Origin of the sequence: Paenibacillus sp. FSL K6-2441, from assembly GCF_037964765.1 — a bacterium.
Lineage (GTDB): Bacteria > Bacillota > Bacilli > Paenibacillales > Paenibacillaceae > Fontibacillus > Fontibacillus phoenicis.
The window spans coordinates 2,770,861-2,788,116 of sequence record NZ_CP150174.1 but is presented as its reverse complement, the minus strand read 5'-3'; the positions used below and the strand labels follow the sequence as shown (position 1 = coordinate 2,788,116).

Here is a 17,256-nt window from a genome sequence, read left to right as displayed (position 1 = left end):
TGATTCCTGAAAGGGGGACCAACCATGATGAATGCCCAAACGGTCGTCAACAGCAAGCCGAGGAAGCGGCTTGGACTTCGGCTGTGGCCATACTTGTTTTCGCTTCCGTTCGTGCTTCTGTATTTGGCGTTTCAGTTTTATCCGGTCGTATATTCGTTTTTCCTCAGTTTTCACGAGTGGAACGGTGTCAGCGAGAAACGGTTTGTCGGATTCAGCAATTATGTGACGCTGTTTACAAAAGATCCGTTGTTTTACAAATCGATTTACAACACGGTCGTCATCATGCTGATGTCGTTACCGGCCCTGATCTTATCCGGCATGCTTCTGGCTTATCTCATTTTTAACATGGTCAACGGGCGTATGTTTTTTCAAACGGCGAATTTTCTGCCTTATATTACTACGCCTGTCGCCATAGGCTTCATTTTCTCCTTTATGTTTGACTGGCAGACAGGGATCATCAACGCCTTATTCGTAAAGATGGGCTTGCTTAAGGACGGGATCTACTGGTTACAGGACCCCTGGCTGTCCCGGATCATCATCGCAATTATGATCGTGTGGCGGAATTTGGGCTACTTTATCGCAATCTATTTAGCGGGGATGACGGCCATTTCCCAAGATGTCTACGAGGCAGCGAAGGTGGATGGAGCAACAGCGCTTCATACCTTCACCCGCATCACGCTGCCGCTGCTTAGAAATATCTCCGTGTTCCTCATTGTTACTTCAATCATCGGAAGCCTGCAGTTGTTTGACGAGCCGAAGCTGTTGTACGGCGGCTGGACGGCTAGCCAGGTTGGCGGACCGGACAATGCGGCGCTGACGATCATCTGGAAGTTCGTCAACGATTCGTTTATGAATGTTCGTTTTGGGTATGGTGCGACGATCGCTTATGCCTTGTTCATGCTGATCGTTGTTTTCTCAATCGCCAGCTATAAGCTCTCCATGGGGAAGGGGGATCAGGAATGAAGATCGTAAAATGGGCGTTTCTCAGCCTAGTTACCCTCGCTTCGCTGTTCCCTTTTTATGTGATGTTGATGATGTCGACGTATTATTCTGAAGACATTTTCAAAGGCCTGCCGTTGATTCCTTCCGATTATTTGCTGGAAAACTTGAAAACCGTGTTTAAGACCAACTTCGTACAGGTTTACTTGAACAGTATGATCGTTTCGGTATCCGCAGTTTTTATCGGCGTTTTCACCGCTACGATGATCGGTTATGCGGTAGCTAAATACCAATTTAAGCTGAGGAGCTTTCTTCGCTATTTCATTATCATTACGATGATGGTCCCCAGCCAGGTTGGCTTGATTGGCTACGTCATCGAGATGAGAACGCTGGGGTTCGGCAATACGCTTCTCTCCGTCATTCTGGTTTGGAGCGCGTGGTCGTTTGGCGCTTTTTTCATGGTGCAGTTTATCAAGGACACGGTGCCAAATGAAGTCATCGAATGCGCGAGGATCGACGGGGCATCGGAGCCGCGAATCTTCTTTAACATCGTTATCCCGTTAATTAAGCCGGGGCTGGCCACGTTGGCGACGCTGGTGTTTCTCTGGTCATGGAACAACTACTTGCTGCCGTTAGTTACGATCAATAACAGCGATAACTATACGATCCCGCTGTTTGTTTCAACGCTGGGGTTTGTCCACCGGACCGATTATGGTGCCCGAATGGCGGCGCTGGGGTTGTCGACACTGCCTGTTCTGATCATCTTCCTGTTTGGCAGCCGCTCATTCATTAAAGGGATTACCTCAGGGGCCGTGAAGGGATAAGGGGCAAAGCGGAACCGTCGGAATCAAGCTTCTAATCTAAGAGGTGAATCGAATGTACAAGATCAGCACGCATCTTCCCCGCAAACTGACCATAACGATGTGGGATTTCTCCTGGTATACGATGACGATGCCGGGTGAGCCGTTTCACGATTTGGAGCAATGCTTCAAGGAGGCGGTGGAAAGGGGCTACAATACGATTCGCATCTGCGCGATGCCCTGCCTGTTGTTTAAGGCGGACGGCCCGCGCCATGGGCGATTGGCCTTCTCCAATCTTGGCTCAGTGGGAGTCAGGACACGCTGGTATAATTGCAAGGGTGGTGCGGAAATCGATGGTCACCAGCATTTATTAAATCTGTTCACGCTGGCAAAGCAATATGACATGTTCATCATCCTATCTTCTTGGGAGTATCAACAGAGCCCAAGCTTCCTGAAAACTCCGGAGCTATTCGAAGCGCTGCAGGCGATTCCGCCGCAGGAACGATTTATGGCTTTGGCCTTGTCGATGGATCAGTTGATCCGCTTCGTCAAAGCGGCTGGGCTTGGGGACCGCATCGCTTACGTGGAATTGCATAATGAGATCGAGTTTGGGCGGTTGAGTCAGATGGCGTTGGAGGCGGGTATCCCGTCCCGGCAGCTTGGCAAGCTGATCCGGTATACGAAGTCTTATGTGGAGGAGGCGCTTGCCTATTTACAAGAGCAGCATGCCGATCTTCGGATCACCGGCTGCTACACGCTGAACGAACCCTATTCCAAAGACAGTGTGCCGGGTAACGAGGAGGTCGCCCATTTTCATATGTATATTAACGGCGTATTGCAGCAGTTGATGGAGGAGACAGGGATCCGTAATCCGAATATTAAATTTCCTAATGCTTTGGTACGATCTCTACTAAGAGATGATGCTCCGCCGTTTGAGGACTACCGGCTGCCCGTCGGCGAGGAATGGCGAATGCATGAAAATCCGGTCGGACTAAAGCTGATGTACGTCCATGACTGGTGCGACCCGGTGAAATGGGATTTATACTTGTATGAGCATTACGGCGCACATAAGCAGGCGATGCTGCAGAAGGTGGACGAACGGTTTCAGGAAACCGCGGATTGGGCAGAGAAGCACGACATTCCGGTTGTTATAGGCGAAGGATATGTCGGCTATACGCCGCTGTTCGCCCAATTTGAGGAAGGTCCGATCGGCAAAGCTATTGCGGAATACGCCATACGAAAAGGGATGGAGCACGGCTTTTGGGGCATGGTGCTCTGCTCCAATTGCGCTCCTCATCATCCCTTTTGGTCCGACGTCGCTTGGCAGCAGAAGTGGAACCGGTTTATTTTGAACAGTTGAGATAGATGCTAACGCTCTTTTGCCTTCTTTAAGGCAAAGGGGCTTTTTTACGTTTCGCGGAGTTGGATCCCGTCGAATTGACGCTGCTGTGAATTTGGGGCATTATTAGAAGAGACGCATGGAACGAAGGTGCAGACGGGAGGAATGTCACATGCTGTCGACCGAGGAGATTATAAAAGTGATGTCCAGCCGGGGACTGCGGATTACCGACCAACGCAAAAGCTTGGCCAAACTGTTCGCTGAGCGGGACGGGTATTTGACCCCTAAGGACGTCTATGAATATATGGGTAAGGAATACAGCGGCCTTAGCTTTGATACCGTGTACCGGAACCTCCGGGTGATGGAGGAGCTGGGGGTGTTGGAGCAGGTCGTATTTGAGGACGGTTTGAAGTTCCGAGCCAGCTGCAGCAGTGAAGGGCATCATCACCATCATATGATCTGCTTGCAATGTGAGAAGACGTATCCGATTCATTTCTGCCCGATGCCGCTGACCGATGCGCCGGAGCAGTTCCAGGTTGTGAAGCATAAGTTTGAGGTATTTGGGTATTGCAAAAATTGCCGGCCGGACGGCAAGCCGCAGGATGCCGCGCCGGAGCAACACGAGGTGCACTGAGATGGGGCTCGTCCGCAAAACGTTTCAGGCGCCGATCCACGTGTACCGCAAGTTTATTTCGCCGCTCAAGCCGCCAACCTGCAGGTTTTATCCGACCTGCTCGGCATATGCTTTGGAGGCGATTGAGGTCCATGGCCCGCTGAAAGGGTCTTGGCTGGCGGCCAAACGGATCGTGAAATGCCAGCCGTTTCATCCGGGCGGTTATGATCCGGTTCCCCCTAAGGTAGAGAAGAAGCGCGGGGGAGAGCAAGGCACGCCTCCGCTGAGCGGCGGACAAGCCTAATCGCATTTGTGCGAGACCAACTCCAGCGCGGCTTGACACGGTTTGGAAATTTTTTTAATATAAAGTTTGAAATGAACAACCTCAACCTCAATACTTTCCAGTGAACGGATGAGTACAAGGATTGGATCCAGCCACAGAGAGCCGGGGGAGCTGCAAACCGGTCTGGAGCGTCTTTGGAATATGGTCCGGGAGGAACCGTCTTTGAGCCGAGCAGCGTGCGCTTTATGCGCAGCGCTTCGGTAAGGAGATGGCGTAGAGTCTGGCGTTAACGGACGGTCGAATTTCGACCAACGGAGCCCGCAGCCTGTGAAGGAGCGGGGAAATTGGGTGGTAACGCGTGAGAACTCTCCCGCCCCATATGGGGCGGGAGTTTTTTTGTTGTATTTGTCATGAAATAAAAGGAGATGAATCGCGATGTCCAACAAACCAACATTTTACATTACGTCGCCGATCTATTATCCAAGCGATAAGCTGCATATCGGCCATGCCTATACGACGGTGGCGGGGGATGCCATGGCGCGGTACAAGCGGCTGCGCGGCTTTGATGTCCGCTATTTGACGGGGACGGATGAGCACGGACAGAAGATCGAGCAGAAAGCGAAGGAAAAAGGCCAAACCCCGCAGCAGTTCGTAGACGGGATCGTGGCGGGGATCAAGCAGCTGTGGGAGAAGCTGGACATTTCCTACGATGACTTTATCCGCACAACGGAGCCGCGGCATAAGCAGGTCGTGGAGGCGATTTTTGACCGTTTGCTGAAGCAAGGGGATATTTACAAAGGGGAATATGAAGGCTGGTACAGCATTCCTGACGAGACGTATTATACGGAATCGCAGCTGGTGGATGTCATCCGCAATGAAAAAGGCGAAGTGATCGGCGGGAAAAGCCCGGAGAGCGGCCATGCGGTAGAGCTGGTGAAGGAAGAGTGTTATTTCTTCCGGATGAGCAAGTATGTGGATCGTTTGCTGAAGTTCTATGAGGAAAACCCGGACTTCATTCAGCCGGAGTCCCGCAAGAATGAGATGATCAACAACTTCATCAAGCCGGGGCTGGAGGATTTGGCCGTCTCGCGCACAACGTTCGACTGGGGCGTGAAGGTCAAAGGCGATCCGAAGCATGTCGTGTACGTGTGGATCGATGCGTTGTCCAACTACATCACGGCCCTTGGTTACGGCACGGACAATCAAGAGCTGTTTGAGCGGTATTGGCCGGCAGACGTTCATCTCGTGGGGAAAGAAATCGTGCGCTTCCATACGATTTACTGGCCGATTATGCTGATGGCGCTGGGGCTGCCGCTGCCGAAGAAGGTGTTTGGCCATGGCTGGCTCTTGATGAAGGGCGGGAAAATGTCCAAATCCAAGGGCAACGTCGTGGATCCAAACGTGCTGATCGACCGTTACGGGCTTGATGCTACCCGGTATTATTTGCTGCGTGAGGTGCCGTTCGGTTCGGACGGTTCGTTTACGCCGGAAAGCTTCGTACAGCGGGTGAACTCCGATCTAGCCAACGACCTTGGCAACCTGCTGAACCGTACGGTGGCGATGATGGAGAAATATTTTGGCGGCGAGGTGCCGGTTTATGAGCCAAACGCCACGGCGTTTGATGCGGAGCTGGAGCAAGCGGCGCTGGATACGGTCCGCAAGGTAGAGGAGGTTATGGAGAACATGGGGTTCTCCGTGGCGCTCACCCATATTGGGGCGTTTATCAGCCGAACGAACAAATACATCGATGAGACGCAGCCGTGGGTGCTGGCCAAAGATGAAGCGAAGAAAGGCGAGCTCGCTTCGGTCATGGCGCATCTGGCCGAGTCGCTGCGCATCGCCTCGATCCTGTTGCAGCCGTTCCTGACACAGGCGCCGGCGAAGATCTGGGCGCAGCTCGGCATCGCTCCCGGGGAGCTGACGACCTGGGAGAGCGCCAAGACGTTTGGCCTGATCCCGGCCGGAACGAAGCTCGTCAAAGGCGAGCCGATCTTCCCGCGGCTCGACGCAGAGCAGGAAATCGAGTTTATTTCGAACTCGATGACCGGGGGTACGCCGGCGGCTGAGGCTGCCGCCCCGGCTGCCGCTTCGGCGTCGACGCCGGCACCGGCAGTGGAGAAGCCGGAGCCGAAGGACGAAATCGGCATCGACGATTTCGCCAAGGTAGAGCTGCGGGTCGCGCAGGTGCTCGCCTGCGAGCCGGTGCCGAAGGCCGACAAGCTGCTGAAGCTGCAGCTGGATCTAGGCTATGAGCAGCGCCAGGTCGTGTCGGGCATCGCCAAGTTCTACAAGCCGGAGGAGCTGGTTGGACGCAAAGTGATTTGCGTGACGAACCTGAAGCCGGTGAAGCTGCGCGGCGAGCTGTCGCAAGGCATGATCCTCGCCGCTTCGCAAGGCGATCAGCTGACGCTGGCGACGGTGCCGGATACGATGCCAAATGGCGCCATCGTGAAATAAGCAAAACGGATAAGCATGAATTGTGCAGCACGCGCAATCGATCTAGGCCGCCAGAGGAACCTTCCTCTGGCGGTTTTGTTTGTTGTGCACGACTTCAAGGAAGAATAATAGAGGTTGACATTCCAAGAGGAGGGTCCTATAATCCTTGTTGGTAATCATTACGATTAAGAGAGGGAGTTATTGATGTTTATACATAGATTTAAGCGAGGGTTCGTCTTAGCAGCCGCGGGGCTTACGTTACTGTTCGTTCTAGCAGGCTGCGGGAAGAACGCAAGCAGCGGAACGATCGTAGAAGGCAAAGTGAACGTGATCACCAGCTTTTATCCGATCTATGAATTTGCCAAGACGATTGGCGGCGAAGAAGCGAACGTCATCAATTTGCTGCCGACCGGCGTTGAGCCGCATGATTGGACACCGCGCAGCCAGGATATTTTAAATGCGTCCAAAGCTCAGCTGTTTTTGTATAACGGCGCTGGGCTGGAGGGATGGGTTCCGAACTTTCTGAAGGGCCTAGGTGCAGATGCCAAAGTCAAAACCGTGGAAGTCAGCCAAGGGATCGATTTGATCGAAGCGGAAGGCGATGACGGTCACGGGCATGGCGAAGAAGCCGGGCATGAAGCGGAAACAGACTTGGACCATGAGGAGGAAACGGCGGCCCATCAAGTGGACCCGCACACCTGGGTTAGCCCGAAATCCGCGATCATCATGGCGGAGAATATCAAGAACAGCTATATCGAGGTAGATCCGGAGCACAGGGAGGCTTATGAAGCCCGGTATCAGGAACTGCTGGGTCAACTGCAGGCATTGGATGCCAAGTTCACCGAGCAATTATCCTCGCTGCCTAAGAAGGAAATTGTGGTTTCCCACCAAGCATTTGGCTACTTGTGCCGGGATTACGGACTAACCCAACATGCGATTATGGGGCTGTCACCGGAGGCTGAGCCGCGGGCTCAGGACTTGGTGGCATTGTCGAAGCTGGTGAAGGAGAAGGGCATTCGTTATGTATTTTTCGAAGAGCTCGTTTCGGATAAACTAGCCAAGACGCTGGCTTCCGAAGCTGGTGTGGATACGCTGGTGCTCAATCCCGTGGAAGGACTGACGAAAGCCCAAGCCCAAGCTGGCGATAATTACTTTACGTTGATGGAGAAAAATTTGCAAAATCTGATCCAAGCTCTACAATAAGAAGAAACTATATGTACCGGAAGGACGCTAAGTAAATGAAATCCGACGCAACTACGGCACAGGATGCCGTTTGTCATGACAGTGTAATCGAGCTTGACCACGTTTCCTTCGCGTATCAGGAACAACAAGTGATCTCCGACTTCAGCTTTGTCGTCCGCGAGCGGGATTTTGTAGGCGTGATCGGTTCCAATGGCGCGGGGAAAACCACGCTGCTGCGGATGATGGTCGGTCTGCTGCAGCCAACCGAAGGGGAAATTCGCTTGTTCGGCGAGCCGATCCGGCGCTTCCGCGATTGGGAGCGGATCGGCTACGTGCCGCAGAAGAACGCCTTTAATCCCCTGTTTCCGGCGACGGTCCGCGAAGTGGTGTTGTCCGGCCTATACAATAACAAGAAGCTGTTCCGCCGGATCGGCCGTGAGGAACAGCGCAAGTGTGATGATGCGCTGGAAGTGATGCGGATCGGTGATATCCAGCATAAGCGCATCGGCCAGCTTTCCGGCGGCCAACAGCAGCGGGTATTTTTGGCGCGGGCGCTCGTGAACAAACCCGATTTGCTCGTTTTGGACGAACCCACCGTCGGCATTGATGCTCAGACGCAAGCCGATTTTTTTGAATTGATTTTTCATATGCACGCCCATCATCACATGACGTTTCTGATGGTCTCCCATGATATCGGCATGATCGAAGGGAAGCTGGGCCAGGAACCCCGCAAGCAGTGTGGGGCGATCAAATTTTACGTGCGCCACTCGCACGAGCAGGACTGCGCGATCCCGGATCTGCAGCATTCGTTGGTTTAGGAGTTGTTTATTTTGGAGATATTATCCGCTGATTTTTTTCAAAGAGCGCTGGCTGGCGGCCTGTTGATCGGATTGACCGCACCCTTGATCGGGATCTTTCTGGTGCTGCGTCGTCTCTCGATGATCGGTGATACGCTGGCCCATGTTACTATCGCCGGGGTGGCTTTAGGTTTCTTGCTTGGGGTCTATCCCGTTGGGGTTGGCCTCGCTTTTGCCGTCGTCGCCTCGTTTGCCATCGAGAAGCTGCGTAAAGCGTATCGAGGTTACGCCGAGCTGTCGATTGCCATTATCATGTCCGGGGGCGTTGCGCTGGCCTCCCTGTTCTTTACGCTGGGGATGGGTTACAATACGGATGTGGTCAGCTATCTGTTTGGCAGCATTTATACGCTGGATACAACAGATTTATATGTAGCTTTTGGCGTCACCCTGGTGGTGGTGATCGTTGTCGTTGCCTTCTTCAAGGAATTTTTCCTGCTAACCTTTGAGGAAGATGCCGCTTCGGTAAGCGGGATTCCGGTGAAGCTGCTGAACCTGCTGCTGACGGTTATGACGGCATTGGTGATCAGCACCGCCATCAAAATCGTTGGCGCCTTGCTCGTTTCGGCGTTGCTGACGATTCCTGCTGCCTGTAGCCTGCTCATCGCCCGAAGCTTTAAAATGTCCGTGGTATTCTCCGTGATCATTGCGGAAATCGCGGTCATAGCCGGATTGATTGTGGCGGGTGTCTGGAATTTGGCTCCGGGCGCGACGATTGTGCTGCTTCTGATCTGCATGCTGATACTTACTTTGCTGGGCAAACGGGGATTCTCTGCCTAGCCCGCAAGGGTACATAGGGGGTACTTATGGCTGACATCCATCTCGGGATTGCCTTCGGCGCGGGGGTCGCTTCCTTTATTTCGCCTTGCTGCCTGCCTTTATATCCGTCTTACCTGTCATATATTACCGGGATGTCCGTGCAGCAATTAAAGACGGAGCAAAGCAAACGGGACGTTCGCTTCCGGACGATGACGCATACGCTGGCGTTTATCCTCGGCTTCTCCGTTGTGTTCTATACGCTGGGTTTCGGCGCCGGTCTGTTTGGTGAATTTTTTAATCAATATCGCGGATTGATCCGGCAATTATCCGCCATTTTGATCATTTGTATGGGTTTGTTTCTCATGGGGATCTTCCAGCCGCAGTTTCTGCTAAAGGAACGGAAAATGAATTTGAAATTCAAGCCGGCCGGATACATCGGTTCGTTTATTTTTGGCATTGGCTTCTCCGCGGGCTGGTCGCCTTGCGTTGGCCCGATTCTGGCGGCGATTATCGCATTAGCCGTAACGGAGCCGGGAACCTGGATTGGACTGATCACCGCCTATACGCTTGGGTTTGCCTTGCCTTTTTTTGTCCTGGCTTTCTTTATCGGATCGACAAAATGGATTCTCCGCTATTCCGCCATCATGATGAAAATCGGCGGCGCGCTGATGCTGCTGATGGGCGTGCTGCTGTTTACGAACCGTATGGCCCAAATCACGATTTGGCTGCAGCAAATTACGCCTGAATGGTTGAAGTTCTAGGGGGAGACGAAGGAAAGTGTGCCGATGTGCACTTGCCAACGGACAATCAGAACATGTATCATTAACAGAGTAATGTTTAACATGCGTACAGGTTTGTCCGCGTCAACTCATGGAAAAGAGGGAATCGATAGATGCCAACGCCCAGTATGGAAGATTATTTGGAGCGTATTTACAAACTGATCGACGAGAAAGGATACGCACGCGTGTCCGATATCGCGGAAGGTTTGGAGGTTCATCCTTCCTCCGTTACGAAAATGATTCAGAAATTGGACAAGGATGAATACTTGATCTACGAGAAATATCGGGGCCTTGTTTTGACCAATAAAGGAAAAAAAATCGGCAAACGGCTCGTAGACCGGCATCAGTTGCTGGAGGAGTTTCTTGGGATGATCGGCGTCGATCACGAGAATATCTATAAAGACGTCGAAGGAATTGAACATCATTTGAGCTGGGATTCCATCACGCGAATTGCGACGCTTGTGGAATATTTCAAACGGGACAGCAACCGGATACGCGACTTGGAAAAGGTCCATCAGGAACTGATCAACGAATCGTAGAAGAAGCATCTGTCTTTCGGTGAAGGCAGATGCTTCTTCTTTTTGTCCTGAAGAGCGCAACTCTTGACCTCCGCGTGACGTTTAAGAAAGTAGCACGGTTCGTCCGTACATAACGATGATGTGGAGGATACTGATGAAATTTCGCAAATGGTTTATTCCTATTCTAGTGTTGCTCTTCCTATGGCCTTATACCGGGAATACGCCGGTGGCCGCAGCCGCAACCGATATTCGGATTATTTTCGACGGTGAGGTGTTGTCCACCGATGCTTCGCCGTACATTAAGCCCGGGGCGAATGTCACCATGGTCCCGCTTCGGGCCATCAGCGAGAACCTGGGAGCCCGGGTAGCCTGGTCCCAAGCCGATAAAACCGCAACGATTCAAAAAGATGGCAGTACCATCTTTCTGACGTTAGGTTCTTCTGCAGTTCAAGTCGGCGGAAGTACGATCAACCTGGAAGCTTCCGTGGAAATTAACTCCGGCCGGACGATGGTGCCGCTGCGCTTTGTCAGCGAGCAACTTGGTATTGCCGTCAATTGGAACGGGCAGACCCGTACGATCACCCTGTTGAGTGGCTCCGGAGCAACTCAGCCGGAACCAGGCGTAGGTGGGGAGGACCCGCAAAGCGATGTGCCTCAGCCGCCGGCAGTTGATACGTCGAACGGGCTGCGCGGTGTTTGGGTATCCACGGTTTCTAATCTCGACTGGCCGAGCAAGAGCTCGTACGGCAAGGTAGAGGCCCAGAAAGCCGAATACGTACAGCTGCTGGACGAAGTGCAGGCGATGGGAATGAACGCAGTGTTCGTTCAGGTGCGCCCGTCAGCGGACGCGATTTATCCGTCGTCCTTGGTGCCGTGGTCCTCTTATTTGACGGGAACCGCCGGCAAGGATCCGGGATACGACCCGCTGCAGTTCCTGATCGAAGAGACGCACCGCCGCGGCATGGAATTCCACGCCTGGTTTAATCCGTTCCGCGCCAGCACAGGCAGCGATGCGAGCAAGCTTCCGGCCAATCATGTCGCAAACCAACATCCGGAATGGATCGTGAAGTTCGACGGCAAGCTGTATATTAATCCGGGGATTCCGGAAGCGCGCGATCACGTCATCAGTGCGATTATGGAAGTCGTGAACGGGTACGATATTGACGGAGTTCATTTGGACGATTATTTCTATCCGACCGGAGAAACGACTTCAAAGAAATTCGCGGATGACGCTACGTTTAAGTCTTATAACTCCAAGAAGATTGCAACGAAAGGCGACTGGCGCCGGGATAATATCAATCAGTTCGTGCAAAAATTAGGCCAACGGATTGAAGCGTCTAAGCCTTATGTTTCTTTTGGCATCAGCCCGTATGGAGTTTGGCGGAACAAGTCAAACGATTTGACCGGCTCCGATACGAAAGCTAGTGTTACGGCGTACGATAGCACTTATGCCGACGTTCGGACGTGGATTAAGAACGAGTGGATTAATTACGTCGCTCCACAACTGTATTGGAGCATGACGCGCAAGGAAGTCCGTTATGACCTGCTGGCCGACTGGTGGGCCCAAGAGGTAAGAGGGACTAACGTGAAGCTGTACATCGGCCATGCGCCGTATAAGCTAGGGACGCCGGAGATCGGCTGGTCCAGCGCACAGGAAATCATCAATCAGCTCGAATACAACCGTCAGATTCCCGAGATCAGCGGCAGCATCTTCTTTAGCGCCAAGGACCTGCGCAAGAACCCGCTGGGACTGATCCCGCTGCTGCAGTCTTATTATGGAGTGCAGCCTTGACAGGATTAGGTGTACACGACACATTCGTCTCTTGACGGATGTGTCTTTTTGTTTAGTCATACGTACACCTCTCCCAACATACATAAGCAGTAAACTGAATGTGGGTTGGGAGGAGGGCGCCGGATGCTGATTAACGGAGTGTTTGAGGGCGGCGGAGTCAAAGGGATATCGTTGGCTGGTGCGGTCCGGGCAGCCGAAAAGCATGGAGCGCAGTTTCATCGAGTGGCCGGAACCTCATCAGGTTCAATTGTCGCTTCAATGATTGCTGCAGGCTATACCGCAGACGAAATGAAAGAACTGATTATGACGACGTCCTTCACCAAATTTCTGAAGAGAGCGCCCCTTTTTAATTTGGCATTAATTGGCCCCGCTCTTCGGGTTTTGCTGAAAAAAGGCTTGTATGCCGGGGAAGCGTTGGAGGAGTGGATCCGCCAACTTTTACTGGTGAAGGGCATTCGGACGTTTGGCGATTTGGAGCGGGGGAAGCTGACGATCATCGCCTCGGATATCACCAGCGGGAAAATCATGATACTGCCGGACGATTTAGAGAAGATTGGCATCGACCCAACGACGTTTGAGGTTGCCCGAGCGGTTCGTATGAGCTGCAGCATTCCGTATTTCTTTGATCCGGTGTTGCTGCGATTGCCGCCGAAGCTGGCCAGAGGGAAGCCGTTCACCGAGCAATTTCTGCATATTGTGGATGGCGGATTGCTCAGTAATTTTCCGCTATGGTTATTTGATCAGGAAGAACCGCGGCAAGGCGGGCGTCTTATTCCGACGGTCGGCTTTCAAATGGTCGGCAAAAATACGAATAAACCGCATCGAATCACCGGCCCCTTTACGATGCTGCAGGCGATCGTGGAGACGATGTTGTCGGCCCATGATGAGCGGTACATTGAGCAATCCAACCGCTATCGTACCGTGAAAATTCCGACGCTAGGCATCGGCACTACGCAATTTGATATTAGCGAGGAGGAAAGCCAGCTGTTGTTCGAATCCGGGTTTCTGGCGGGGGACCGGTTTTTCGCCAACTGGAGCCTGCAGCTATATGAAGAACAGTTTAAGAAGTACCAACAAGCAAATAGCACGTTCAAATAAAAGGAAAGGACGGAACCCCAGCGGTTCCGTCCTTTTGCATTTTAATGATATTTCGGCAAATCGTCGTCGTTTTTGCCTTTGTTGCCTTCGATGACTTGAAACGGATAAGTCTTGCGCTTCTCCGTCCGGGGATTCTTCCGTTCCGCAGCCACTTTGGCCATCGTACGCGCGGAAGGCTTGATTTTGGGCTGCTGTGCCTTCCGGTATTTCCGCGGCGGGTATTTATAAAGCAGGAAGACGATGCCAAAGACAGCCACCGGAACAATGATACTGCTCCACTCGATTTGATGTCTGATAAACAAACCATCAATAATGTAGAACGCGACTAGAAGGACGATGATCCAAAACATGATGCCTTGTTTTCTCATGTTACTCATCCTTTCAAGGGATCCAAAGATGTGCCCACCGGCGTCTCAATAACGCCGACCTGTTCCAATTGTGCATCCAGCTCGCGCATGCGGTTAAAGGAAGCGATCGATACTTCGACCATATCGTCGGTCGGTTCCTTTGTTGTCAACAACTGCAGCCAAAGCCCCGGATATCCAAGGAACCGCAGCACCGGAATGTCGCGAACCGCGTTAGTGAACCGCAGCATTTCGAAGGAAAGTCCGATCACAAGCGGGAGCAACAGGATCCGGATGTAGATCCGTTCCCAAACCGTGTCCCAACTGAATATCGGCAGGGAATAAATGATAACGCCAACGATCACCGTTAAGATGATAAAGCTGCTGCCGCACCGGTAATGCAGGCGAGAGTATTTTTGCACATTGGCCGGGGTTAATTCTTCTCCCGCTTCATACGCGGAGATCACTTTATGTTCCGCTCCGTGGTATTGGAACAACCGTTTGATGACAGGGGTCTGGGACATGAGCCACAGATACCCGAGCAGCAGAACGATCTTAATGACACCTTCAATAAGCGAGTGCAGCGTCTGGCTGGCAAAAGCGTGCTGGAACAAGTACTGCTCCAAGAGCGCAGGCACCAATGTAAAAATGAGCTTTCCTACGATAAAGGACAAAATCCCCACGACTGCAACCCCAAGCAGCATGGTGAGAGAAAAGCCGGATTCTTCTTTTTCCTTCTGTTTGGCGCGTTCTTCGGGGTCCATCTCGTCATCGGCCATCGCCTCTGCCGAGTAGTTCAGGTGTTTGGAGCCTTTGGCGCTTGCGTCAACGATGCTGACGATGCCGCGGATCAGCGGGATTTTGCGCAGCTTCTTGACCCATTCCTTATCTTCCTTGGGGACTTCCAAGAAGCTGATTTCCCCGTTTTTTCGGCGTACGGCGGTGACATTGACATATTTCCCGCCAAACATAACGCCTTCTATAACGGCTTGGCCGCCGTAAATCGTCGGTGTTGATTGTTCAGGCAAAACTTTCACCTTCCTAATATATATAAGTTTGGTTTGGCATTAGCGGCAAGACATCAAGATTTGTAATGATTCCATTGTAACGGACTTTGCGGGCAAATTCTAGTTGGATTAGTCGTTTTGGAAATGTGCATACTAATCTTCAAAAAAACGCATGAAAATATTCCTTTGGAAAGGAAGGATGCGAATGAAAGCGGACAAGGAGAAGATGCAAAGCCGGGTTCAACCGTGGCGTCAGCAACGCCGGGAACGCACCAACATCTGGCTGTACTCGCTGGAGATCGGTTTGTTTGCCGGATTAATTTGGGGCGGCGTGAAGGGGGTATTCTTTTATATGAGCTTTACCTCGGTGCTGCCCGGCTATCTGCTGGAGCCGTTCTTCAAAAACTCGTTCTTGCATAGTCAGGCCGGGTATTACTTGGGCTGGCTGTCGTTTATCGGATTATCCATTCTGGCGACGCTGATTTATGTGCTGGCGTTCCGCAAGCTAAAGGGGCCAAGTCCGGGGATTTTATACGGCATCGTATGGTGGGGCATTTTATTTGGGGTGCTGGGTCCGTTGCTCGACCTGATTCCCCCGCTGCGCGAATTGTCGCGGACGACGATCATTAGCGAGTTTTGTTTGTATTTGCTGTGGGGACTGTTCATCGGTTATACCACGGCCGAGGAATACACGGACGAGCGCGCACGTGAACCCCAAAAAGCCCGCGAGCAGGCACTTTCTATGGAGGGCGGATCAAAAAGTTAAAGCTTCTCAAGCGACTCCTTCCTATGTTAAAATTGTTTTTGGTTATTTTTCGGAAAGGGGGAGCCGCCATGTACCGCATCTTGGTGATGAACGGACCGAATTTAAACATGCTTGGCGTGCGCGAGCCCGGCGTCTATGGTTCCGAGAAACTGGTTGATATCGAAGACAATCTGAAGGAACTGGCTGCGCCAAACGGGCTGGAGTTATCCTTCTTTCAGTCCAACCACGAGGGCGAGCTGATCGACCGGATTCATGCCGCCTACGGAAATACGGATGGAATTCTGTTGAATCCAGGTGCACTCACGCATTATAGTTATGCGCTTCGGGATGCCTTGACTTCTGTGAATATCCCCGTGATTGAAGTCCATTTGTCCAATATCCACGCCCGTGAGGCGTTCCGACACCATTCGGTCATCGCGCCGATCGCTGTCGGTCAAATCTCTGGATTCGGATCCTACGGATATGAAATGGGACTACTGGCCTTAAAACGCCACTTGGAGCGGGCAAAATAAACGGAGAGATCATAAAGAAGGTTACTACCTCTATAATAAGGGAGAGTTGGTTATGGCGAGTACACGTGTAGCCCGGCTCCGCGAGGCGATGACATCGCAGCAAATCGAAGCCGTACTCATCACCGGAGAAGTGAACCGCTGCTATTTGACGGGATTTACGGGAAGTTCCGGCTATGTCCTGATTACCCATCAGAAGGCCTGGTTGCTCACAGACTTCCGCTATTTAACCCAAGCTGCGGAACAGGCGCCCGGGTTCGAAATTGTGGATCACGGGGCTTCGGTTACCGGAACCATTCAAAGCTTGCTAAAGCAAGAGGGTATTGAACGGCTTGGTTTTGAAGAAGATCAGTTGGTGTATGCCACCTACCGGACGTATGAAAGCGAGCTGAAGCCGGTGAAGCTGGTTCCGCTCAGCGGGTTGGTCGAAGAACTGCGGATCTTCAAGGATGCCGAAGAATTGGCTATCCTGAAGGAAGCGGCTGAGTTGGCGGACCGGACCTTCTTGCATATGCTCGACGTTCTGAAGCCGGGAATGAGTGAGTGGGATGCCGCTCTGGAACTGGAAACGTTCATGAAGAAGAACGGCGCCACCGGTCCTTCGTTTGATACGATTATGGCTTCGGGAGAACGCTCCGCATTACCGCACGGGAGAGCCAGCGAACGCATTATGCAGGCGAACGAACTGGTCACGATGGATTTCGGCGCTTTGTATAAGGGGTATTGCTCTGATATTACGCGGACGGTAGCCTTGGGAACGCCAAGCGCCAAGCTGCGTGAAATTTACGATATCGTCCTGGAAGCCCAGCTGCATACGCTGGAATTCCTTCGTCCAGGGATGACCGGACGGGAAGCTGATGCTTTGGCGCGCGACGTGATTACCCGTTACGGCTACGGCGAACAGTTCGGACACAGCACCGGACACGGCCTCGGAATGGAAGTGCATGAGGCACCGCGCGTCTCCAAAGCGAGCGACACGGTGCTAAAACCGGGGATGGTCGTTACCGTTGAACCGGGGATCTATTTGCCGGGAATCGGCGGCGTCCGCATCGAGGACGATGTCGTCATCACGGAAACCGGAATCCGCCGGTTGACGGAATCGACGAAGGATTTTATTTCTCTAGGCTAAAATAGGGTTGCCGCCGGTCTTTCAGAAAGGCCGGATGCCCGGCTGTAGTAAGTGGTTTCGCAAGGACTCCAATCGTGGGGGAACAGCAGCTTACGTGAACAGCTTGAAT

General features: G+C 52.4%; 18 protein-coding genes. 16 read left to right on the top strand and 2 right to left on the bottom strand.

The window, feature by feature from the left end:
- Positions 1-24 precede the first annotated feature (24 nt).
- From NSQ80_RS12830 to NSQ80_RS12770, 13 genes are all read left to right on the top strand, one after another.
- Entirely contained in the window at positions 25-963 is a 939-nt protein-coding gene (locus NSQ80_RS12830; RefSeq protein WP_260070609.1) for a sugar ABC transporter permease, read from the top strand.
- On the top strand, positions 960-1,763 hold the full coding sequence (locus tag NSQ80_RS12825) for a carbohydrate ABC transporter permease (protein ID WP_009225322.1): 804 nt from the start codon (positions 960-962) through the stop codon (positions 1,761-1,763). Before NSQ80_RS12830 ends, NSQ80_RS12825 begins: the two co-directional genes overlap by 4 nt.
- A gap of 52 nt (positions 1,764-1,815) precedes the next feature.
- Positions 1,816-3,099, top strand: coding sequence for a cellulase-like family protein (locus tag NSQ80_RS12820; RefSeq protein ID WP_036645275.1), 1,284 nt, complete (start codon positions 1,816-1,818; stop codon positions 3,097-3,099).
- A 151-nt stretch (positions 3,100-3,250) separates the two neighbouring features.
- Positions 3,251-3,712, top strand: a complete 462-nt coding sequence (locus tag NSQ80_RS12815; protein ID WP_016311681.1) for a Fur family transcriptional regulator — start codon at positions 3,251-3,253, stop codon at positions 3,710-3,712.
- 1 nt (position 3,713) lies between these two features.
- Positions 3,714-3,995 (top strand): membrane protein insertion efficiency factor YidD, encoded by a 282-nt coding sequence (gene yidD, locus NSQ80_RS12810; protein ID WP_028538267.1) that lies wholly within the window; start codon positions 3,714-3,716, stop codon positions 3,993-3,995.
- A gap of 414 nt (positions 3,996-4,409) precedes the next feature.
- On the top strand, positions 4,410-6,431 hold the full coding sequence (gene metG / locus NSQ80_RS12805; protein ID WP_339299299.1) for a methionine--tRNA ligase: 2,022 nt from the start codon (positions 4,410-4,412) through the stop codon (positions 6,429-6,431).
- A 183-nt stretch (positions 6,432-6,614) separates the two neighbouring features.
- Positions 6,615-7,613: a metal ABC transporter substrate-binding protein gene (locus NSQ80_RS12800; RefSeq protein WP_323076814.1), complete on the top strand. Its 999-nt coding sequence runs from the start codon at positions 6,615-6,617 to the stop codon at positions 7,611-7,613.
- Between the two features lie 35 nt (positions 7,614-7,648).
- Complete coding sequence (locus NSQ80_RS12795; protein ID WP_009225758.1) at positions 7,649-8,410, top strand: ABC transporter ATP-binding protein; 762 nt, start codon at positions 7,649-7,651, stop codon at positions 8,408-8,410.
- A 12-nt stretch (positions 8,411-8,422) separates the two neighbouring features.
- Positions 8,423-9,226 carry a metal ABC transporter permease gene (locus NSQ80_RS12790; RefSeq protein ID WP_009225759.1) on the top strand — a complete coding sequence of 268 codons (804 nt, stop codon included), beginning with the start codon at positions 8,423-8,425 and terminating at the stop codon, positions 9,224-9,226.
- 26 nt (positions 9,227-9,252) lie between these two features.
- Positions 9,253-9,966, top strand: a complete 714-nt coding sequence (locus NSQ80_RS12785) for a cytochrome c biogenesis protein CcdA (RefSeq protein ID WP_009225760.1) — start codon at positions 9,253-9,255, stop codon at positions 9,964-9,966.
- A gap of 131 nt (positions 9,967-10,097) precedes the next feature.
- Entirely contained in the window at positions 10,098-10,523 is a 426-nt protein-coding gene (mntR, locus tag NSQ80_RS12780; RefSeq protein WP_009225761.1) for a transcriptional regulator MntR, read from the top strand.
- 133 nt (positions 10,524-10,656) lie between these two features.
- Positions 10,657-12,294 (top strand): family 10 glycosylhydrolase, encoded by a 1,638-nt coding sequence (locus NSQ80_RS12775; RefSeq protein WP_339299295.1) that lies wholly within the window; start codon positions 10,657-10,659, stop codon positions 12,292-12,294.
- Between the two features lie 123 nt (positions 12,295-12,417).
- Positions 12,418-13,392 carry a patatin-like phospholipase family protein gene (locus NSQ80_RS12770; protein WP_339299293.1) on the top strand — a complete coding sequence of 325 codons (975 nt, stop codon included), beginning with the start codon at positions 12,418-12,420 and terminating at the stop codon, positions 13,390-13,392.
- A gap of 41 nt (positions 13,393-13,433) precedes the next feature.
- On the opposite strand, the gene NSQ80_RS12765 is transcribed toward NSQ80_RS12770, so the two are convergent.
- Both NSQ80_RS12765 and NSQ80_RS12760 read right to left on the bottom strand, forming a co-directional pair.
- Positions 13,434-13,760, bottom strand: a complete 327-nt coding sequence (locus tag NSQ80_RS12765) for a hypothetical protein (RefSeq protein ID WP_339299291.1) — start codon at positions 13,758-13,760, stop codon at positions 13,434-13,436.
- 5 nt (positions 13,761-13,765) lie between these two features.
- Positions 13,766-14,764 (bottom strand): DUF1385 domain-containing protein, encoded by a 999-nt coding sequence (locus NSQ80_RS12760; protein WP_009225766.1) that lies wholly within the window; start codon positions 14,762-14,764, stop codon positions 13,766-13,768.
- A 184-nt stretch (positions 14,765-14,948) separates the two neighbouring features.
- Here NSQ80_RS12760 and NSQ80_RS12755 point away from each other — a divergent pair, with 184 nt between their 5' ends.
- The 3 genes from NSQ80_RS12755 (at position 14,949) to NSQ80_RS12745 (ending at position 17,147) form a co-directional block, all read left to right on the top strand.
- Entirely contained in the window at positions 14,949-15,509 is a 561-nt protein-coding gene (locus NSQ80_RS12755) for a YqhR family membrane protein (RefSeq protein WP_009225767.1), read from the top strand.
- A 68-nt stretch (positions 15,510-15,577) separates the two neighbouring features.
- Positions 15,578-16,021, top strand: coding sequence for a type II 3-dehydroquinate dehydratase (gene aroQ / locus NSQ80_RS12750; protein WP_036645771.1), 444 nt, complete (start codon positions 15,578-15,580; stop codon positions 16,019-16,021).
- 52 nt (positions 16,022-16,073) lie between these two features.
- Positions 16,074-17,147: a Xaa-Pro peptidase family protein gene (locus NSQ80_RS12745; protein WP_036645773.1), complete on the top strand. Its 1,074-nt coding sequence runs from the start codon at positions 16,074-16,076 to the stop codon at positions 17,145-17,147.
- Positions 17,148-17,256: the final 109 nt, after the last annotated feature.